The following is a 17,897-nucleotide window of genomic DNA, read 5'->3' on the forward strand; positions in this document are numbered from 1 at the left end:
CCTCCGGCGTCGGCGAGAAGAACAAGCAGCGGGCGAGGATGAAGGTCAACCCGCGTTAACGCTGTGGCTTTCACCGTGGGCGCGAAGAAAGCTCGCGACAAGTTCGTCGTAGAGGGGAAGCCGCTTATAGGCGCGGAAGTCCGCCGCGGCCGCACGCCAGGCCCGGGCGAAGGCCGCAAGCCGTGGCGGATCGGCCGCCAGGGCCGACAGCGGATCGAGCCACACCCGAATGGTGAAGAGCGCCGCCCCCGTCTGCGGGAGGCGCCGCAGGGTCTGGCGCTCCACGCGCAGGAACAGGGCCTCGGCCGCCGCTTCCGGGGCGATCTGCGGGATCTTCGCGCGCATCGGCGCCGGGTCCGGCGTGAACGGCTCGGGCGAATTGACCACGCTCCAGTTGCGCCGCTGGAGGATCAGGTCCGGCCGCAGGGAGTCGAAGATCCGCTCGACCCGCGCCAGGAACCGCTCGGAAAAGCCGGTGACCGGTCCGTGGATCTCGGCCAAGCTCCGCCCCAGCACGTCAGTCGCGGCGAAAAAGGTCGGCGCGCTGAGGCTGACCGCCGTGACCCGCCAGACGCCGTCACGCCTTTCCAGCAGCACCAGATCGTCGGAAACGCGCAGGGCCGCCGCCAGCAGGGGCGGGGGCTCGGCGGCGAGGCCCTGCAGCCCCAGCGCCGCCTCGACCAGGGCCGCGGCCTCGGCCTGGGCGGGACGGGAGCCCTCCGCCTCCCCCCAGACCACCTGGGGATGATCGCGCAGCAAGGGGGCCTTGCGCCCTGCCGGATCGTTTTCGCCGCCCTCCAGCCACGCGTCGGGGGCGATCGGCTTCAGGCCGATGGAGAAGTCCCAGCTCTCCTCGAAGGGGGCGTGGCGCAGGGTCATGGCGGCGGCTTCGGTTTGAACCGGCGGGCGAGGGCCCACAGGCCGACACCGGCCACGATGCCGACGGTGTTGGCGAGCGCGTCGCGCCAGTCGCCCTGGCGGCCCAAGTCCATGAGGCTCTGCATCACCTCGATCCCCACCCCGAGCGCCCAGATCGCCAGCACGACGACGAGCCGCCGATGGGTCGAAAGCAGCAGGCCCGCGAGCGTCAGAATCGCATAGGCGCCGGCATGGGAAGCCTTGTCCCAGATCAGCGTGGAACCTGGGATCTCCTCCTGCGGCGCCAGCGACAGCCAGAGGATCACCCCGACCACGAGGGCGAAGGCCGAAAACCGGACCGGCCGGGGAATGAAACCGAGGAAGGTGCGCATGCGCCCTCTCTAGCCCGGCGCCGGCTCGCGGGGCGAGACTTTCGCGCGCTCAAGGGCTGAAGCGGGTTTTCGTCGGCGTCCGACCGCATTAGCGTCCGCGCGAATTCGGAGAGGATGGACGCGCATATGACGGTCGAGGCGGTGATCTGGGATTTCGGCGGGGTGTTCACCACCTCGCCCTTCGAGGCCTTCAATCGCTACGAGGCCGAAAAGGGCCTGCCGAAGGATCTGATCCGCCGGGTCAACGCCACCAATCCCGACACCAACGCCTGGGCGCAGTTCGAGCGCAACGAGATCGACGCCCGCGGCTTCGACGACCTGTTCCTGGCCGAGTCGACCGCTCTGGGCCATCCCGTCCCGGGACGCGAGGTCCTGCCGCTGCTGTCGGGTCAGCTGCGGCCGCGGATGGTGGCGGCGCTGAAGACATGCAAGCAGCACTTCAAGGTCGGCTGCATCACCAACAACGTGGTCTCCGAACACAGCCCTGGTCAGGACGGCGCCCAGCGCATGGCCGGCGCCATGGGCCAGGTCATGCCCCTGTTCGACGCCATCATCGAGAGCTCCAAGGCCGGCGTGCGCAAGCCCGACCCGAAGATCTACCAGATGATGTGCGAGCTGCTGGACGTGCGAGCCGAGGCCTGCGTCTATCTCGACGACCTGGGGATCAACTGCAAACCCGCCGCCCAGCTTGGCATGCGCGCGATCAAGGTTTCCGACGTCGACCAGACCCTGGCCGAGCTGTCGGCCGCCACCGGCCTCGCCTTCGAGATGGAGCCCTCCGCGTGAGCCGCCCTGCCCGCATCGGCGCCGAGGCGGCGCTGGCCCGCCTGCCCGGCTGGGCGACGGCGAGCGGCGAGCGCGAAGCCCTCACCCGCACCTATCGCTTCGCCGACTTCAACGCGGCCTTCGCCTTCATGACCCGCGTAGCGATGAAGGCCGAGCAGCTCGACCACCATCCGGAATGGTTCAACGTCTACAACCGCGTCGAGGTGATCCTGACCACCCATGACGCGGACGGCGTGACAGAGCTCGACGTGGCGCTGGCGACCTTCATGGATCAGGCCGCGGCTCAGGCGGGCTCCACCCCCACATAGCGGGCGCGCGGCCGGATCAGCTGGCCGGTTTGGCCCTGCTCGATGGCGTGGGCGATCCAGCCGGCGCACCGGGCCACCGCGAACAGGGCGAAGGGCGCCTCCTTCGGCAATCTCAGGTTTTCCGCCAAGGCGACCAGGGCGAAGTCGACGTTCGGCTCCAGCCCCGCGACGTTCCGGACCGCGGCGCGCAGGCGTTCCAGCGCCGGCGGGGGTGAGAACCGCGTCAGCAGCGCCTCGGCCCGCGGATCCCCGTGTGGATAGAGCGGGTGGCCGAAGCCCGGCAGGGCGCGATCCTCGGCGAGCCTGAGCGCCAGGGCCTCTCCCGGCCCGTTCTGCGCGGCCTCCGCCGCAAAGGCCTGGACGGCGGCGGCCGCGCCCCCGTGGCGGGGCCCCGACAGCGCCGACAGCCCCGCCAGGGCGCTGGCGGCGAGGGAGGCGCCGGTGGACGCCGCCACCCGCGCGGCGAAGGTCGAGGCGTTGAGCTCGTGATCGGCCAGAAGCACCAGGGCGCGGCGGATCAGATCCGCGCCCGGCCCGCCGGGACCCTGGCCCCAGGCCAGGGCGAGGCGGTTGGCGATCGCGCCGCCGCCCACGGCGCCGGCCACCGCGTCGGTCAGCACGTCCAGCAGGGTCGCCGCCTCGACCGCCAGGGCCAGGGGATTGCGGCCGCGTGCGGGCGGGTCCGCGCCGGCCCGCTCCGCCAGAGCGGTGAAGGCGCGCGCCCGCATGTCGGCGCCGCTGGGCGGCTGCGGGCGGTCGGTGCGCTTCAGCGCCGCGCCGTGGCCGCCGCGCAGCAGGCGCGCCACGGCCTCTAGGGTTTCGGTCTCGGCCAGGGCGACCGCGTCGCGGCCCCGATAGAACAGCTTGCCGCCGGCCACCGTAGTGATCGCCGAGGCCAAGACCGGCTCGCCCCAGGCGATGGCGCCGGCCGCCACCTCCGCCGGCTTGCGGCTGCGGGCCTTGCGTTCGGCCAGGGCGGCGATGTCGGCGGCCCGGTAGAGGCTGCGACGGGGATCGTTCGGGTCGACGCGCACCTGCACCCGTCCTCGGCTCACATAGGCGTAGAGGGTCTGCGGCCGCACGCCCAGGCGGGCGCGGGCGTCTTCGGCGGCGATCCAGTCGGCGGTGCGAGCGGTCATATTGATTATATTGATCAAGATTGACGCATCCAACTTGAGCGCAAACATCGCGGCGAGCAAGAGGAGATCACGCCATGTCCGATGGCCTGGAACACGTCGTCGCCGCCGAAACCGTCCTGTCCGAAGTGGACGGCCAGCGCGGAGTCCTGATCGTCCGCGGTCGCTCCCTGGACGAGCTGGCCGGCCGAGCCCGGTTCGAAGACGTGGCCGCCCTGTTGTTCGAAGGCTTCTTCGAGGACCTGCCGCGCGATCTCGGCTCGGCGCTGGGCGCCGCCCGCGCCGAGGTGTTCGCCGAAGTGCCGGGCCTCGACACCGGCCTGCTGGACCGCACCCCGCTGGAAGCCATGCGCGCGCTGACCGCCCGGCTCGGCGACGGGGAAGACCTCCCCACCGCCCTGCGCCTCGTCGCGGCGCCGGCAGTGTTCACGGCCGCCGTGCTACGCAGCCAGGCGGGCGAGGCGCCGATCGCCCCCGACCCCCGACTCGGGCACGCCGCCGACATCCTGCGCATGACCCGGGGCCGACCGGCGGGGGCGGAAGAGGCCCGTGCGCTGGACGCCTATCTGACCACCGTGGCCGATCACGGCCTCAACGCCTCCACCTTCGCCGCCCGGGTGATCGCCTCGACGCGGGCGGGCCTGACCTCGGCCGTGCTGGGGGGGATCGGGGCCCTGAAGGGACCGCTGCACGGCGGCGCGCCCGGCCCGGTGATCGAGATGCTCGACGCGATCGGCGAGCCGGCGAACGCCCAGGCCTGGATCGAGAACGCCCTGGCCCGCGGCGAGCGGCTGATGGGCTTCGGGCATCGCATCTACCGCGTGCGGGACCCGCGGGCCGATGCGCTGAAGGCGGCCGTCCGGCGCCTGGCGGAGAGCTCCGACGCGCTGCCAGGCCGCCTGGCCTTCGCCGAGGCTGTGGAAGCGGCCGCGCTCGCCATCCTCAAGGCTCACAAGCCCGATCGGCCGCTGGACACCAATGTGGAGTTCTACACCGCGCTCCTGCTGGAGGCCCTAGCCTTCCCGCCCTCGGCCTTCACCTGCGTCTTCGCCATGGGCCGCGTCGCCGGCTGGATCGCCCACGCCCGCGAGCAGGTGCTTGGCGGGCGCCTGATCCGCCCGCAGTCGCGCTATGTGGGGCCAATGCCGCTGGCGGCGGCCTGAAGAGTCCAGGAGTGAGGGTCCGCGCCAGGCGCTTTGCGCCAGCCCCGCGCAGGGGCGGCGGCTGCCCCGCATTTTCCTGCTGGGGCGCGCCGCAAGCTCGGACTAGAGAAGGGGCATGGCCGCCCCGCCGCTCAGCCTCAAGGAAAGCGCCGCGCTCACGCGCCGGATCACGCTCGCCTCCGTCAGCGTGGCGGCCGCCCTTCTGGCCGCGAAGCTCGGAGCCTGGGCGATCAGCGGCTCGGTGGCCCTGTTGGCCTCGGCCGCCGATTCCGGCCTCGACCTGATCGCCTCGCTGGTCACCTTTTTCGCCGTCCGCTACGCCGCCGCCCCGCCGGACGCCGAGCACCGGTTCGGCCACGGCAAGGCCGAGGCCTTCGCCAGCCTGATGCAGGCCGGCCTCGTCTTCGCCTCCGCCGCCCTGATCGCCCGGGAGGCCATCGTCCAGATCGGCGCGCCGACCCCATTGCGCAACGAAGGCTGGGCCGTGGCGGTGATGGCGCTGTCCACCGTGGCGACCGGCGGCCTGATCGCGGCCCAAAGCTGGGTGCTGCGCCGAACGGCTTCCGTGGCCGTGGCGGGCGACCGGGCGCACTACGCCACCGACCTCGCCTCCAACCTGCTGGCCCTGGGCGCGATCGCCGCGGCCGCCCTGTTCGGCGCCAGCGGATGGGACGCGCTCGGCGCGCTCGCCGTGGCGGCCCTGCTGCTCTGGGGCGCGATCCACGTGTTCCGGGAAGCGGCCGGCCAGCTGATGGACCGCGAGCTGTCGCCTGCGGCTCGCCGCCGCATCGTCGAACTGGTCGCCCAGGACCCGCGGCTCACCGACGTGCACCGCCTGAGGAGCCGAGCCTCGGGTCCCTACGTTCACATCCAGATGCATGTGGATCTCGACCCCGCACTCACCCTCCAGGCCGCGCATGAAGTCTTGCTCGAGGCCGAGAACCGCGTCCTGGCCGAGTTCCCCAACGCCGACATCATCATCCACCCCGACCCGCGGGGCGCGGCCGAACCGCACGGCGGCGCCTTCGCCGGAGAAGCCCTGGGTAAACGGGGCCTTAAGGACGATGTGGGAGTGTCGGCCGGCTCATGACCGCCGAACGCGTCCTCTATCACTTTCCCCTCGATCCGGCCTCGCGCCAGGTGCGCCTAGCCCTGGGCGAAAAGCGCCTGCCTTTCGCGGAGGAACAGGTCCGCTACTGGGAGCGACCGCCGGCCCTCCTGGCGATGAACCCCTCGGGGCTGACGCCCGTGATGAAGGAGGAGGGCGGCCGCCGCCCGCTGGTGCTGTGCGAAAGCCGGGCGATCCTGGATCACCTGGAGGAGACCCATCCGGAGCCGCCGCTGCTCGGCCGCGAACCCGCGGAACGGGCCGAGGCCCGGCGCCTGCTCCAGTGGTTCGACCGCAAGTTTGACTACGAAGTCGGCGGATTCCTGCTGCACGAGAAGATGGAGAAGCGGCTGCTGGGCCTCGGCGCGCCCGATCTGGCCGCTCTGCGCGCCGGGCGCGAGGCGCTCCGCGCCCATCTCGTTTATGTGGAAAGCCTGCTTTCAGCTCGCGATTGGCTGGCCGGCGCCCGGCTCTCCCTGGCGGACTTCGCCGCCGCCGCCCATCTGTCGGTCATCGACTATTTCGGGGACGTGCCCTGGCGCGATTTCCCCGGGGTGAAGACGTGGTACATGAAGCTGAAATCGAGGCCGGCCTTCCGGCCGCTGCTGACCGACCGGTGGCCCGGCCTCGCGCCGGCCCCGCACTATGACGACCTCGACTTCTGACCCGACCCGCGAAGACCTGATCCGCGCCGAGGCCGCAAGGCTGGGGTTCGACGTCTGCCGCTTCGCCGACGCGCGGGCGGACTGGCCGGCGGGCGCGCGGCTGTCCGAATTCCTGGGCCTGGGCCGCCATGGCGAAATGGCCTGGATGGCCGAGACCGCCGAGCGCCGGGCCCATCCGAACGCCATGTGGTCCGGCGCCCGTTCGGCCGTGATGCTGGGGGTCAATTACGGCCCCGAGGCCGATCCCCTGACGGCCCTGGAAGCGACCGATCGCGGCGCGATCTCCGTCTACGCTCAAGGCGACGACTATCACGACCTGATCAAGAAGCGCCTGAAGGCCCTCGCCCGCTGGCTGCAGGGCCGGTTCGGCGGGGAACTGAAGGTGTTCGTCGACACCGCACCCCTGATGGAGAAGCCGCTGGCCGAGCGCGCCGGCTTGGGCTGGCAGGGCAAGCATACCAATCTGGTCAGCCGCGAGTTCGGGTCCTGGCTGTTCATCGGCTCGATCCTGACCGAACTGGAGCTGCGCCAGGATGCGCCCAGCGGCGGCGCTTGCGGCCAATGCCGGGCCTGCCTGGACATCTGCCCGACGGACGCCTTCCCGGCCCCCTACCAGCTCGATGCGCGGCGCTGCGTCTCCTACCTGACCATCGAGCTGAAAGGCCCGATCCCGCGCGAGCTTCGCCCGGCGCTCGGCAACCGCATCTATGGCTGCGACGACTGCCTGGCCGTCTGCCCATGGAACAAGTTCGCCCAAGCCGGGCGGGAACAGGCGCTGCACGCGCGAGAAGCCTTGAAATCGCCCGCGCTCGAGGAGCTCGCCCGGCTGGACGCCGCCGCCTTCCGCGCCCTCTTCGCCAAAAGCCCGGTCAAGCGCGTCGGCCGCGACCGCTTCCTGCGCAACGTGCTCTACGCCATCGGCAATTCCGGCGATCCGAACCTGGCGGGGACCGCCCAGGAGCATCTCGCCGACCCCTCGCCGCTCGTCCGGGGCGCGGCGGTCTGGGCGCTCTCTCGCCTGCTGGAACCGAGCGCCTTCGCAGCCTTGCGCGCCGCGGCTGCGGAAGCCGATCCCGAGGTGCTGGCGGAATGGTGCGCCGGCGCGCTCGGCTCGACCGACGGTTAGCCCGCCTGCCAGTCGGGGACGCCCTCCCCCGTCTGGGCGCGCTTGGCGGCTTGGAAACCGTCCCGGGCTTGCAGCCGTGTCCAATAGGCCGCCGTGGCCGGCCCGAACCGCTCCGAAAGGCCCAGGGTCTCCGCCAACAGCAGGGCGTAGCCGACCGAGATGTCCGCCGCCGTGAACCGCCCGGCGCAGAGATGGTCCGAGCCGGAGAGCGCGGCCTCCACCGCCCTCAACCGCCCTCCGAACCAGCGGGCGTAGTCCTCGGCCACCTGGGGGTTGCGCCGCTCCTTCGGCTCCAGCCGCGTGTAGCGAAGCACCAGCGTCTGGGGGAAGGTCAGGGTGGCCTCGCCGAGATAGAGCCAGTTGAGCCAGGCGCCGTAGGCCGGGTCGTCCGGCGCGACGTTCAGCGGGCCGCCGTGACGCACCGCCAGATACTGCACGATGGCCGAGGATTCGGTCATCCGCGTTTCGCCGTGGACGAAATAGGGGATGGTGCCGAGCGGATTGATCTCCAGGTATTGGGGCGCCAGCACCCTCGGCGGGAAGGGCAGGAGCTTGAGCTCATAGGAGAGCCTCAGTTCCTCCATCGCCCACAGCACCCGGAAGGAACGGGCGTCGGCGCAGTGGTAGAGGACAGGCGTCACTCGGCGTAGACCGGGCTGCGCTTTTCCATCACCGCCTTGACGGTCTCCACCTGGTGCGGCGAACCGATCAAGGCGGCCTGTTCGCGGCTTTCCTCCAGCAGCATGTCGCGCTGCTCCAGGCGCCCCATGGCGTCCAGCAGGCGCTTGGCCGCGCGGACGGCGCTGGGGCTCTTGGTTGCGATCTCCGCCGCATAGGCCAGGGCTTCGGCGCGAGGATCGGCGCAGACCCGGGTGGCGAGGCCCAGGCGCAGGGCCTCTTCACCGTCGAAGATGCGGGCGGTGTAGGTCAGGTCGCGGACGACATCGTCGCGCAGCAAGCCCTTCATCAGCACCATGCCGCCCATGTCGGGCACCAGGCCCCACTTCATCTCCATCACCGCCATACGGGCGTCGGCCGTCACGAAGCGCAGGTCCGCGCCCAGCGCCAGCTGAAAGCCACCGCCGAAGGCCACGCCGTGGACGGCGGCGATCACCGGCACGGCCTGTTCGCGCCAGACCATCACCGCGTGCTGGGCGCGGTTGGAGCCGCCGGGCGTCCGGTCCGCCGTGACCAGGGAATCGGTCGCGCCGCGGGACCGGCGCTCGCCAGACGCCATGGCGGCGAAGTTGCCCATGTCGAGGCCGGCGCAGAAGGCGCGGCCCTCGCCCGACAGCACGATGGCGCGCACCGACCGGTCGGCCTTCAGCCGCTCGCCGGTCTCCACCAGGGCGGTGAACATGCGATCGTCCAGGGCATTCATCTTGTCGGCGCGCGTCAGGCGAACGTCGGCGACGCCATCCTTCATCTCGACGACGATGCGGTCTTCCATGGTGGCTCCTTATGGCTTGGCCGGGCCGGCGACGTAGCCGGCGCGGGGAAAATGAACGTGCAGGCGCCCGAGCTCGGGCGTCTCGCGGGCGATGACGATTCGCTCGGGATTGGCGGCGACCAGCGTGCCTCGAACCGGGTCGCGGCCATAGTCGTCGGCCGATACGGCGACGGGCGCGCCAGGCGCAAGGCCTAGGGGGTCGGCGGGATCGTGATCGGGCGGTTCGCCGGGCTCTGCCCGCCGGGCCGCCTCCAGGGCCATGAGGTTGTCCAACTCGCGCCGGTCGCCGTGACCGATCGCGGCCACCTCGCCGCGCCAGGTCCGCACCCGCTCCAGGCCCTCGAGCAGTTCATCGGCGAGCCCGGGCAGGTTCCGCGCCAGGAACCAGACGTTCATGTAGGCGGCGATGTCGGCGAGGCCGGGGTTGGCGCCTGCGAGCCAGCGGGACCCGGCCAGTCCCTGCTCGATCCAAGCGGCCTGGGCGCGCCACTGGGGCCGCATGACGCCGGCGGCGGCCTTCATCGCGGCGACGTCGAAGGGGCGGCCGGACAGCTTCTCCCGGTCGGCGATGAATTCCGCGCCCACCCTCTCGCCCAGCTCGCCGAAGATGATCGGAACGGTGGCCTGGAAGAAGGCGCGGTCGGCCCAGAAGTTCACCGCCCAGGCAGGCCCGGTGATCGCCGGCGGCTCCGGCGCGCGACGCTCCAGCTCGGCCAGGATCACCTGGGTGTCGCAATAGATGTCGGCGCCGATCTGCATCACCGGGATGCGCCGGTAACCGCCGGTCAGCGGGGTGAGCGCAGGCTTGGGCATCACCACCGGCTGGATCACGGAACTCCAGCCAAGGCCTTTCAGGCCCAGCATCAGCCGCACCTTCTCCGAGAACGGCGAGGTGTCGTAGTGGTGCAGGATGATGCCGGTCATGGCGGCTTCCTCCGGGCTCGAGCCGCCGAAAGCTGTCACGGAATTCCGCCGCTTCCTATCGTGACGCCGCGTCAGCGGCGGCCGCAAACCGTTTGCGCCGGGGCGCCGATCCCGGCATGGTCCCGCGTACGCTGTAAACGGGAGGAGCCGCCATGCGCGCCGACGCGGAATTCGACATCGTGGTCTATGGGGCCACCGGCTTCACCGGCCGCCTGGTGGCCGAGCACCTTGCCCAGCGCTACGGCGTCGGCGGGGAGGTGAAATGGGCCATGGCCGGCCGCTCGGCCGAAAAGCTGGCCGCCGTACGCGACGAGATCGGCGCGCCGAAGGAGACGCCGCTGATCGTGGCCGACGCCGCCGATCCGGCCTCGGTGAAGGCGATGGTGGAACGAGCCAAGGCCGTGCTCACCACCGTCGGCCCCTACCAGCTTTACGGCTCGGCCCTGGTCGCCGCCTGCGCCGAGGCCGGGACCGACTATCTGGACCTGGCCGGCGAGACCAACTGGATGCACGACATGATCGCCGCCCACGATGCGACGGCGAAGAAGACCGGCGCGCGGATCCTGCATTCCTGCGGCTTCGATTCCATCCCCTTCGAGCTCGGCGTCTGGTTCGTGCAACAGGCGGCCAAGGAGAAGCTTGGCGGGCCGGCCCTGCGGGTGAAGGGCCGCGTGCGCAACATGCGCGGCGGGCTTTCCGGCGGCACGGCGGCCAGCGGCCGGGCGACCATGGAGGCCGCGCAGCGCGATCCGCGGGTGCTGCAGGTGCTGATGAACCCCTTCGCGCTCACCCCCGGCTTCACCGGGCCGGAACAACCGCGCGGCGACCAGAAGCAGTTCGATCCGGACGTGGGCGCCGAGGTCGGGCCCTTCATCATGGCCAATATCAACACCCGCAACGTGCACCGCTCGAACCTCTTGCAGGGGCACGCCTACGGGACCGACTTCGTCTATGACGAGATGTCGATCGTGAATCCGAACGCCCCGACCGAGTTCACCGCGCTCGGCGGTCCCGGCGGGCCGCAGCCGGGCGAAGGCCCCAGCAAGGCCGAGCGCGACGCCGGCTTCTACGACATCCTGTTCGTCGCCATCGCCGCCGACGGCCGCCAGGTGCGCGCCGCGGTCAAGGGCGACAAGGACCCGGGCTACGGCTCCACCTCGAAAATGATCGCAGAGACCGCGATCTGCCTGGTCAAGGAAGCGACGGACGTCCCCGGAGGCGTCTGGACTCCCGGCGCGGCCCTGCAGGGCAAGCTGGTCGACCGCCTGCAAAAGAACGCGGGTCTCACCTTCGAGGTCGAGGGTTAGGGTTTCGAGCGGCGGCGATCTTCGCCGCCGCTCGGCGCGTCACAAGGTTACACGCAAAGCAACACACATGAACACGATGTAATCCGTCACATTACTTCAGTGTAAGCTTCTTAAATCTATGTCATTACTCAAACTTCACGGGACATAACGCGGGTCTGGGAATATCCCTTGGTCATCGCCGGTCGCCCCCCAGGCCGGCCCTGACGGGAGACGCCCAGATGATCAAGTCCGCCACCCTCGCCGGCCTCGCTACCCTCGCCCTCGCCACGGTCCCCATGCTGGCCCTGGCCACCGCCGCTCAGGCCGCTCCGGTCACGGTGCAGGTCGCCGATATCGACGCCGCGACGCCCCAGGGCGCGCAGACCCTGGAGACCCGGGTCGAGCACGCCGCCGCCAAATTCTGCAGCCACGCGACCCGCCTGTCCGAACGCCAGGCCTGCAAGGACGGCGTGAAGCTGGAAGTCGCCGAGAAGGTCGACGCCCGCAACGCCATGCTGGCCGCCAGGGGCTCCACCCTCGCCAGCCGCTGAGGCGAAAGACGTCCCAGGCCCCGCTCCCCTCCCCGGAGCCGAAGGCCCGAAGGCCCGCCGTCCCCACCGGCGGGCCTTCTTCTTTTCAGGCGTCAGCGGTAGCGGATCAGGGCCTCTTGCGTCGCCGAGGCCACCAGCCGCCCAGACGCATCGAAGATCGAACCCCGGTTGAAGCCGCGCCCGCCCGAGGCCGACGGGCTGTCCTGCACATAGAGGTGCCAGGTCGAGAAGTCGCTCGGGTGGTGGAACCAGAGCGCATGGTCGAGGCTCGCCACCTGCAGCCTGCCCGAATTCCAGTCCACCCCGTGCGGCCGCAGCGAGGTGTCCAGCAGCGTCATGTCCGTGCCGTAGGCGAGCGCGCACTGATTGGCCGCCACGTCCTCGCCCACCGACTGACGCGCGCGGAACCAGACCATGTCGGTGGGCGGAAGCTTCTGGGCCACGCCCCACGGCTGGGGATCGGTCGGCCGCACTTCTACCGGCCAGGGCAGACGGTCGGACTGGTCGACGCCGGCCTTCTCGCGCAACTGTTCTTCGTTCAGCAGGGTTTCCGGATCCGGCGCGTCCGGCAGGTCGATCTGGTGCTCGAAACCGGTCTCCGGGACCTGGAACGAGGCGGCGAGGTTGAAGATCTGCTGGCCGTGCTGGATCGCAACCACCCGGCGCACGCTGAACGAGCCGCCGTCGCGCACCCGCTCCACCTTGAAGAGGATCGGGATTTTCGGATCGCCCGGCCGGATGAAGTAGGAATGCAGGGAGTGGCAGACGCGGCCCTCGACCGTGCGGTAGGCGGCCGCAAGCGACTGGGCCACCACCTGGCCGCCATAGATGCGCCGCCCATCGCGCTCCGGGGGCGTGAAGCCGCGGAAGATGTCGAGCTCGACGTCCTCGAGCTTCAGGATCGAAACCAGCTCGTTCATGGTCAGAACGCCTGCGCCGGCAGGTCTTTCAGCGCGGGCCAGGCCTGGTCGCGGGCATTGACCATGGGTTCGCCCGCCAGCGGCCAGGGAATGCCGATCGCGGCATCGTTCCAGACGAGCCCGCCCTCGGTCTCCGGCGCATAGGGGCCGTCGACCTTGTAGGCCACTTCGCAATCGTCGGTGAGGGTGAGGTAGCCGTGGGCGAAACCGCGCGGCACCAGGATCTGCTCGCCGCCCTCGGCGGTCAGGGTCGCGCTGGCGAACTTGCCGTAGGTGGGCGAGCCCGGCCGGATGTCGACGGCCACGTCGAACACCGCCCCGCGCAGCACCCGCAGGAGCTTGGCCTGGGCGGCGGGCGCGGTCTGGAAGTGCAGGCCGCGCAGGGTGCCGGCCTTCGGATTGTAGGCCTGGTTGTCCTGCACGAAGTCGTGGTCGAGGCCGGCGGCCTCGAAGGCCTTGCGGCTCCAGGTCTCGGAGAACCAGCCGCGCGCATCGCCATGGCGCTTGGGCGTGATAAGCAGGACCTCGGGGAGGGCGAGCGGCGTGAAGGTCGTCATGGCGCCTCGAACAAGGACAGGATTGCGAAGGGCTCCGGATGGCGCGGTCGGCGGCGAAAGACAAGGCTGAAGGTTCGCCGCCCGCCGTCAGCGTGATCGTGGTGGCCTATCAGAGCGGGCCGACGCTCATCCGCTGCCTCGACGCCCTGGCCGCCCAGACCTTCGGCGACTTCGAAGTCATCCTCGCCGACAACGCCTCCACCGACGGCGCGCCCCAGGCCGCCGCGCAGGCCCACCCAGAGGTCCGGTTCGTCGAGAACGGCGCCAATCTGGGCTTCGCCGCGGGGGTCAACCGGGCCGCGCGCCTGGCCAATGGGCGGTGGCTCGCCCTCATCAATCCCGACGCCTATGCCGATCCCGACTGGCTGGCCGAACTGACGGCTGCGGCCGACGCCTGTCCCGAGGTGCGCTGCTTCGGCTCCCGTCAGCTGATGGCGCAGGACCCGAGCCGGCTGGATGGCCTGGGCGATGTCATGAGCCTGCCGGGCTTTCCCTTCCGTGGCGGCTATCGCGGCCGCGATCCCGGGCCGCTTCCCGTGGGCGAAGCCTTCTCCGCCTGCGGCGGCGCCATGCTGGTGGACCGCGAGCTCTTCCTCGCCATGGGCGGCTTCGAGGAGCGGCTGTTCTGCTATTGCGAGGACGTGGACTTCGGCTACAGGCTGCGGCTGGCGGGCGAACCCACCTTGATCGTCCCCTCTGCGGTGGTCCGCCACGAGGGCTCGGCGGCCTCCGGGGGGGCGCGTTCGGATTTCGCCACCTTCCACGGCACGCGGAACCGGCTGTGGGTGTTCGTCAAATGCACCCCGCCGCTGCTCCTCTGGACCACCTGGCCCCTGCACCTGGCGACCACCGTCGCCCTCTTCGCCCGCCATGCCGTCGCGGGCGAGTTCGCCTCCCCCTGGCGGGGCTTGATGGCAGGGCTCCGGGGCCTGCCGCTGGCCTGGCGGATGCGTCGCGAGACGCAAGCGCTCCGCCGCCGCGGCTCCGGTGCGATCCTGCAGGCCATGACCTGGAACCCGCTTGACCTTCTCTTCCGCCGGGTGGTGCTGAAGCCCTACCGGCCTACTCCCCCGCCGCCGCCCAATCGGTGAGCCGCGCCATGAAGGCCGCGCCGCGCTGCATCTGGCTCACGGCCACGAACTCGTCGGCCTGGTGGGCCTGGTCGATGGAGCCCGGGCCGCAGATCACCGTGGAGAAGCCCGCCTCCTGGAACTGGCCGGCCTCGGCCGCATAGGCGACGACGCGCGCCGGGCCGTTGTCGCCGGCCAGCCGCCGGGCGAAGGCTTCGGCCGTCCCGCCGGGCTCCGGGGCCAGGGGCGGGGTGTGGGAGCGGCGCACGATCTTGACCCCGGCGCCGGGGAAGCGGGCCTTCAGCCGCGCATCCAGCGCCTCCACCTCGCCCAGGAACGGCACCAGCACCGCCATGGGGTCGAGCCCCGGCGGGCAGCGGATGTCGAACTGAAACGAGCACTCCCGCGCCAGGATGTTGCCGGCCGTGCCCCCGCTGATCAGGCCGACGGTCAGGGTGGCGTGCTTGGGAATGAAGGGAGAGGCGGGGTCGGCCTCGGCCTCCAGCCGCCCGGCCAGCGCCTGGAGCGAGGCCAGAAGCGGGATCGCCGCCATGATCGCCGAGGCGCCCAGATGGGTCTGGCTGGAATGGGCCTCGTGACCCGTGACCGTGACGGTGAAGGTGGAGATGCCCTTGTGCCCGCTGACCGCCACCATGTCGGTGGGCTCGCCGACCACCACCAGGGCCGGACGCGGCAGCTCGGCGGCGATGGCGCGGATCAGGTCCGGCGCGCCCAGGCAGCCGATCTCCTCGTCATAGGAGAAGGCCAGGTGCACCGGCTTCTTCGGCCGCGCCTCCAGGATCGCCGGAGCCGCGGCGAGCGCCAGGGCCAAGAAGCCCTTCATGTCGCAGGTCCCGCGCCCGTAGAGCCGGCCGTCCCCCTTGTCGGTCAGCACGAAGGGATCGGAGGTCCAGGCCTGGCCGTCCACCGGCACCACGTCCGTATGGCCCGACAGCACCACCCCGCCAGGCTCGGCCGGGCCAAGCGTCGCCATCAGGTTCGACTTGGTCCCGTCGGCGTTGGGGACCCGGCGATGGGGCGCGCCCAAGCCGTCGAGATAGGCCTCCACCCATTCGACGAGGGCGAGATTCGAATTGCGGGAGGTGGTGTCGAAGGCCACCAGCGTCGCGAGGATCTCGGTCGCGCGGGCGGCGAGGCTTTCAGGTGTGTGCATGCGGCCGCACCCTAGACCATTCCTCGCAAGGGAAGCGAGGCGGCGCGGCGGGCGCGGCCAGCAAGCTTGACGGAACGCCCAAGATCGCGGCTTTGGGGCGCGCCATGATCCTGACCCTCGCCTGCCCCGACCAGCCCGGCATCGTCGCCCGCGTCTCGACCTTCCTGTTCGACCGCGGCGCCAACATCCTCGACGCCCAGCAGTACGACGATCAGGAGACCGGCAAGTTCTTCATGCGGGTGGTGTTCGACGCTCGCCAGGCCGACCTCGAGTCCCTGCGGGCCGACTTCGCCGCCCTGGCCGACGGCTTCTCCATGCGCTGGACGCTTCGCGACCCCAAGGTGAAACGCAAGGTGATGATCCTGGCCAGCCAGCAGGACCATTGCCTGGCCGACCTGCTCTATCGCTGGCGGCGCGGCGAGCTGCCGATGGAGATCTCGGCGGTGGTTTCGAACCATCCCATCGAGACCTACGCCAATCTCGACCTGCGCGGGGTCCCCTTCCACCACCTGCCCGTGACCCGCGCCACCAAGCTGGAGCAGGAGGCGGCCATCTGGAAATTGATCCAGGAGACCGAGACCGAGCTGGTGGTGCTCGCCCGCTACATGCAGGTGCTGTCCGACGGCTTGGCCGCCAAGCTGGAGGAGCGCTGCATCAACATCCACCACTCGTTCCTGCCCGGCTTCAAGGGCGCGCGGCCCTATCACCAGGCGCACGAGCGGGGGGTGAAGCTGATCGGCGCCACCGCCCATTTCGTCACCGCCGACCTGGACGAGGGCCCGATCATCGAGCAGGACGTGGAGCGCATCAGCCATCGCGACACCCCCAGCGCCCTGATCCGCAAGGGCCGCGACATCGAGCGCCGCGTGCTCGCCCGCGCCGTGCGCTGGAAGCTGGAGGATCGCGTTCTGCTGAACGGCGCCAAGACGGTGGTCTTCACCGACTGAGGCGCGCCTCAGCCGATCCGGCTCGACATCCCGCCGTCGACGAACAGCACCGTGCCGGTGATGAACCGCGCCTCGTCCGAGGCCAGGAACAGGGCGGCGTAGGCCGTGTCCCAGGCCGTGCCCATCTTTCCGCCCAGAGGGACGCGGGCGTTGCGCGCCTGGCGCACGGCCTCGGGATCCTGGCCGCTGGCCTCGGCGATGCCGGCCACGGCCATGGGCGTGTCCATCAGCCCCATGGCGACGGCGTTGCAGCGCACGCCCTTCGCGGCGTTGGCCTGGGCGACCGAGGTGGTCAGACGGTTCACCCCGGCCTTGGAAACCTCGTAGGCGACCTGGTTTCCGCCGGCGATGGAGGCGAGCGAGGAGATGTTGACGATGGCGCCGGCGCCTTGCTCGCGCAGGGTCGGCAGGGCCGCCTTGATCGTCAGCCACATGCCCTTGAGGTTCACCGCCAGGATGCGGTCGAAGGCCTCCTCGGTCAGGCGATGGGCGGGCCCGTCGCCGCCCCCGCCGATCCCGACATTGTTCACCAGGATGTCGATACGGCCGAGCCTGTCCTTCGCCGCGGCGACCAGCGCCTCGCAATCGGCGGCCTTGGCGATATTGGCCGCGAAGGCCGAGGCCTCTCCGCCTTCCTTCGCGATCATCGCGGCCGTCTCCTCGGCGCGGGCGAGGTCGCGGTCGACGCAGAACACCTTCGCCCCCTCGCGCGCGAAGAGCAGCGAAATCGCCCGGCCGTTGCCCACGGTTTCGCCGGGCGTCTGCCCCGCGCCGACCACCACGGCCGTCTTGCCTGCAAGCCGCACGATCAGAAGCCCTTCAGGTCGGGATCAAGCGTCTGGCCTTCGTCCAGCTGAACGCCGAAGGAGTTCAGGATCATCGAGACCTGGGTGTACTGGCCGGCGGTGAAGACCACGTCCATCCGCTGCTTCTCGCTGAAGTGCTCGGAAAGGGCGGCCCAGGTGGCGTCGGTGATGAACTGGTCGTGGTGCAGCTCGTCGGAAGCCTGCAACAGGGCCCGGTCGGCCGGGCTCCAGCCGGGCGCGTCGGCCCCAGCCTTGATCCTCTCGATCTCCTCGGCGGAGAGCCCGCTGCGCAGCCCGATCGCGTGGTGCTGGGTCCACTCATAGCCGGAGCGGCAGAGATAGCCGATCCGCAGGATCACGATCTCCCGCTCGCGGGCGGGCAGGTCGTTGCGTCGGGAGAGAACGTAGTTGCCCCAGGCCAGGAAGCCCCGCGCGGCCTTGGGCGCCCGCACCAGGGTGCGGAAGATGTTCAGCACCCGGTCGCCCATCGGCGCCAGGATTTCCTTCTGATCGGCGTCCAGTTCCGCGTCCGTCACCGGCGCGATCCGCGGCTGCTTCAGGCGCATGCATCCCTCCCTGTCGTTTTCCTTGTCGGGCGGCAAAGAAACAGGGCTGCGCCATGCGCGCAAACGAAAAGGCGGCCGCCGGATGGCGACCGCCCGTTCGTCAG

21 protein-coding genes are annotated in these 17,897 nt (G+C 70.8%); 10 read left to right on the forward strand and 11 right to left on the reverse strand.

Annotation, left to right across the window (positions count from 1 at the left end):
• Positions 1–45 precede the first annotated feature (45 nt).
• Positions 46–879, reverse strand: a complete 834-nt coding sequence (locus ACK41C_RS04925; protein ID WP_409651062.1) for a heme-dependent oxidative N-demethylase subunit alpha family protein — start codon at positions 877–879, stop codon at positions 46–48.
• A complete protein-coding gene (locus tag ACK41C_RS04930; RefSeq protein ID WP_409651064.1) occupies positions 876–1,250 on the reverse strand; it encodes a VanZ family protein in 375 nt (124 codons plus the stop codon). The genes ACK41C_RS04925 and ACK41C_RS04930 overlap by 4 nt, the downstream gene beginning before the upstream one ends.
• Positions 1,251–1,376: 126 nt before the next feature.
• On the opposite strand from ACK41C_RS04930, the gene ACK41C_RS04935 reads away from it, so the two are divergent.
• Both ACK41C_RS04935 and ACK41C_RS04940 read left to right on the forward strand, forming a co-directional pair.
• Complete coding sequence (locus ACK41C_RS04935) at positions 1,377–2,036, forward strand: HAD-IA family hydrolase (RefSeq protein ID WP_409653918.1); 660 nt, start codon at positions 1,377–1,379, stop codon at positions 2,034–2,036.
• On the forward strand, positions 2,033–2,344 hold the full coding sequence (locus tag ACK41C_RS04940) for a 4a-hydroxytetrahydrobiopterin dehydratase (protein ID WP_409651066.1): 312 nt from the start codon (positions 2,033–2,035) through the stop codon (positions 2,342–2,344). The genes ACK41C_RS04935 and ACK41C_RS04940 overlap by 4 nt, the downstream gene beginning before the upstream one ends.
• Here the strand turns inward: ACK41C_RS04940 and ACK41C_RS04945 are convergent.
• Positions 2,320–3,483 (reverse strand): citrate/2-methylcitrate synthase, encoded by a 1,164-nt coding sequence (locus ACK41C_RS04945; protein ID WP_409651068.1) that lies wholly within the window; start codon positions 3,481–3,483, stop codon positions 2,320–2,322. The genes ACK41C_RS04940 and ACK41C_RS04945 overlap by 25 nt on opposite strands.
• Positions 3,484–3,557: 74 nt before the next feature.
• Between ACK41C_RS04945 and ACK41C_RS04950 the strand changes: the two genes are divergently transcribed.
• From ACK41C_RS04950 to queG, 4 genes are all read left to right on the forward strand, one after another.
• Positions 3,558–4,643, forward strand: a complete 1,086-nt coding sequence (locus tag ACK41C_RS04950) for a citrate synthase/methylcitrate synthase (RefSeq protein ID WP_409651070.1) — start codon at positions 3,558–3,560, stop codon at positions 4,641–4,643.
• Between the two features lie 115 nt (positions 4,644–4,758).
• Positions 4,759–5,733, forward strand: coding sequence for a cation diffusion facilitator family transporter (locus ACK41C_RS04955; protein WP_409651072.1), 975 nt, complete (start codon positions 4,759–4,761; stop codon positions 5,731–5,733).
• Positions 5,730–6,416 carry a glutathione S-transferase family protein gene (locus ACK41C_RS04960; protein WP_409651074.1) on the forward strand — a complete coding sequence of 229 codons (687 nt, stop codon included), beginning with the start codon at positions 5,730–5,732 and terminating at the stop codon, positions 6,414–6,416. The genes ACK41C_RS04955 and ACK41C_RS04960 overlap by 4 nt, the downstream gene beginning before the upstream one ends.
• Entirely contained in the window at positions 6,397–7,542 is a 1,146-nt protein-coding gene (queG, locus tag ACK41C_RS04965) for a tRNA epoxyqueuosine(34) reductase QueG (RefSeq protein WP_409651076.1), read from the forward strand. Before ACK41C_RS04960 ends, queG begins: the two co-directional genes overlap by 20 nt.
• Here queG and ACK41C_RS04970 read toward each other — a convergent pair.
• The 3 genes from ACK41C_RS04970 to ACK41C_RS04980 are packed head-to-tail and all read right to left on the reverse strand — an operon-like array spanning position 7,539 to position 9,916.
• Positions 7,539–8,183, reverse strand: a complete 645-nt coding sequence (locus tag ACK41C_RS04970; RefSeq protein ID WP_409651078.1) for a glutathione S-transferase family protein — start codon at positions 8,181–8,183, stop codon at positions 7,539–7,541. The two genes, queG and ACK41C_RS04970, sit on opposite strands and share 4 nt — an antisense overlap.
• Complete coding sequence (locus ACK41C_RS04975; RefSeq protein ID WP_409651080.1) at positions 8,180–8,992, reverse strand: crotonase/enoyl-CoA hydratase family protein; 813 nt, start codon at positions 8,990–8,992, stop codon at positions 8,180–8,182. Before ACK41C_RS04975 ends, ACK41C_RS04970 begins: the two co-directional genes overlap by 4 nt.
• A 9-nt stretch (positions 8,993–9,001) precedes the next feature.
• Positions 9,002–9,916 carry a glutathione S-transferase family protein gene (locus tag ACK41C_RS04980; protein WP_409651082.1) on the reverse strand — a complete coding sequence of 305 codons (915 nt, stop codon included), beginning with the start codon at positions 9,914–9,916 and terminating at the stop codon, positions 9,002–9,004.
• 152 nt (positions 9,917–10,068) lie between these two features.
• Between ACK41C_RS04980 and ACK41C_RS04985 the strand changes: the two genes are divergently transcribed.
• Positions 10,069–11,223 carry a saccharopine dehydrogenase family protein gene (locus ACK41C_RS04985; RefSeq protein WP_409651084.1) on the forward strand — a complete coding sequence of 385 codons (1,155 nt, stop codon included), beginning with the start codon at positions 10,069–10,071 and terminating at the stop codon, positions 11,221–11,223.
• Positions 11,224–11,441: 218 nt separating this feature from the next.
• The gene (locus ACK41C_RS04990) at positions 11,442–11,753 is read left to right on the forward strand and encodes a UrcA family protein (RefSeq protein ID WP_409651086.1); all 312 of its coding nucleotides are present in this window, start codon (positions 11,442–11,444) and stop codon (positions 11,751–11,753) included.
• 92 nt (positions 11,754–11,845) lie between these two features.
• Here the strand turns inward: ACK41C_RS04990 and ACK41C_RS04995 are convergent, their stop codons facing one another.
• Together ACK41C_RS04995 and rfbC are read right to left on the reverse strand one after the other, a co-directional pair.
• The gene (locus tag ACK41C_RS04995) at positions 11,846–12,673 is read right to left on the reverse strand and encodes an acyl-CoA thioesterase (RefSeq protein WP_409651088.1); all 828 of its coding nucleotides are present in this window, start codon (positions 12,671–12,673) and stop codon (positions 11,846–11,848) included.
• A gap of 2 nt (positions 12,674–12,675) precedes the next feature.
• Positions 12,676–13,230 (reverse strand): dTDP-4-dehydrorhamnose 3,5-epimerase, encoded by a 555-nt coding sequence (gene rfbC, locus ACK41C_RS05000; protein WP_409651090.1) that lies wholly within the window; start codon positions 13,228–13,230, stop codon positions 12,676–12,678.
• 38 nt (positions 13,231–13,268) lie between these two features.
• Here rfbC and ACK41C_RS05005 point away from each other — a divergent pair, with 38 nt between their 5' ends.
• Positions 13,269–14,321, forward strand: a complete 1,053-nt coding sequence (locus ACK41C_RS05005) for a glycosyltransferase family 2 protein (protein ID WP_409651092.1) — start codon at positions 13,269–13,271, stop codon at positions 14,319–14,321.
• Here the strand turns inward: ACK41C_RS05005 and argE are convergent.
• On the reverse strand, positions 14,293–15,474 hold the full coding sequence (argE, locus tag ACK41C_RS05010; protein ID WP_409651094.1) for an acetylornithine deacetylase: 1,182 nt from the start codon (positions 15,472–15,474) through the stop codon (positions 14,293–14,295). The two genes, ACK41C_RS05005 and argE, sit on opposite strands and share 29 nt — an antisense overlap.
• 104 nt (positions 15,475–15,578) lie before the next feature.
• Between argE and purU the strand changes: the two genes are divergently transcribed.
• On the forward strand, positions 15,579–16,421 hold the full coding sequence (gene purU / locus ACK41C_RS05015) for a formyltetrahydrofolate deformylase (protein WP_409651096.1): 843 nt from the start codon (positions 15,579–15,581) through the stop codon (positions 16,419–16,421).
• Positions 16,422–16,429: 8 nt separating this feature from the next.
• Here the strand turns inward: purU and ACK41C_RS05020 are convergent, their stop codons facing one another.
• Positions 16,430–17,227, reverse strand: a complete 798-nt coding sequence (locus ACK41C_RS05020; protein ID WP_409651098.1) for an SDR family NAD(P)-dependent oxidoreductase — start codon at positions 17,225–17,227, stop codon at positions 16,430–16,432.
• A 2-nt stretch (positions 17,228–17,229) separates the two neighbouring features.
• A complete protein-coding gene (locus ACK41C_RS05025; protein ID WP_409651100.1) occupies positions 17,230–17,793 on the reverse strand; it encodes a carboxymuconolactone decarboxylase family protein in 564 nt (187 codons plus the stop codon).
• Positions 17,794–17,897 lie beyond the last annotated feature (104 nt).

The organism is Phenylobacterium sp. (genome assembly GCF_046290725.1).
Classification (GTDB): Bacteria; Pseudomonadota; Alphaproteobacteria; order Caulobacterales; family Caulobacteraceae; genus Phenylobacterium.

Coding starts and splice junctions, on each gene's coding strand:
- ACK41C_RS04995 (WP_409651088.1), bottom strand. CDS start 12,673: ATGAACGAGCTGGTTTCGATCCTGAAGCTCGAGGACGTCGAGCTCGAC.
- ACK41C_RS04980 (WP_409651082.1), bottom strand. CDS start 9,916: ATGACCGGCATCATCCTGCACCACTACGACACCTCGCCGTTCTCGGAG.
- ACK41C_RS04925 (WP_409651062.1), bottom strand. CDS start 879: ATGACCCTGCGCCACGCCCCCTTCGAGGAGAGCTGGGACTTCTCCATC.
- ACK41C_RS04930 (WP_409651064.1), bottom strand. CDS start 1,250: ATGCGCACCTTCCTCGGTTTCATTCCCCGGCCGGTCCGGTTTTCGGCC.
- ACK41C_RS04945 (WP_409651068.1), bottom strand. CDS start 3,483: ATGACCGCTCGCACCGCCGACTGGATCGCCGCCGAAGACGCCCGCGCC.
- ACK41C_RS04960 (WP_409651074.1), top strand. CDS start 5,730: ATGACCGCCGAACGCGTCCTCTATCACTTTCCCCTCGATCCGGCCTCG.
- ACK41C_RS04950 (WP_409651070.1), top strand. CDS start 3,558: ATGTCCGATGGCCTGGAACACGTCGTCGCCGCCGAAACCGTCCTGTCC.
- ACK41C_RS04935 (WP_409653918.1), top strand. CDS start 1,377: ATGACGGTCGAGGCGGTGATCTGGGATTTCGGCGGGGTGTTCACCACC.
- ACK41C_RS05005 (WP_409651092.1), top strand. CDS start 13,269: ATGGCGCGGTCGGCGGCGAAAGACAAGGCTGAAGGTTCGCCGCCCGCC.
- purU (WP_409651096.1), top strand. CDS start 15,579: ATGATCCTGACCCTCGCCTGCCCCGACCAGCCCGGCATCGTCGCCCGC.
- ACK41C_RS04975 (WP_409651080.1), bottom strand. CDS start 8,992: ATGGAAGACCGCATCGTCGTCGAGATGAAGGATGGCGTCGCCGACGTT.
- ACK41C_RS05025 (WP_409651100.1), bottom strand. CDS start 17,793: ATGCGCCTGAAGCAGCCGCGGATCGCGCCGGTGACGGACGCGGAACTG.
- ACK41C_RS04955 (WP_409651072.1), top strand. CDS start 4,759: ATGGCCGCCCCGCCGCTCAGCCTCAAGGAAAGCGCCGCGCTCACGCGC.
- ACK41C_RS04985 (WP_409651084.1), top strand. CDS start 10,069: ATGCGCGCCGACGCGGAATTCGACATCGTGGTCTATGGGGCCACCGGC.
- queG (WP_409651076.1), top strand. CDS start 6,397: ATGACGACCTCGACTTCTGACCCGACCCGCGAAGACCTGATCCGCGCC.
- ACK41C_RS04990 (WP_409651086.1), top strand. CDS start 11,442: ATGATCAAGTCCGCCACCCTCGCCGGCCTCGCTACCCTCGCCCTCGCC.
- rfbC (WP_409651090.1), bottom strand. CDS start 13,230: ATGACGACCTTCACGCCGCTCGCCCTCCCCGAGGTCCTGCTTATCACG.
- argE (WP_409651094.1), bottom strand. CDS start 15,474: ATGCACACACCTGAAAGCCTCGCCGCCCGCGCGACCGAGATCCTCGCG.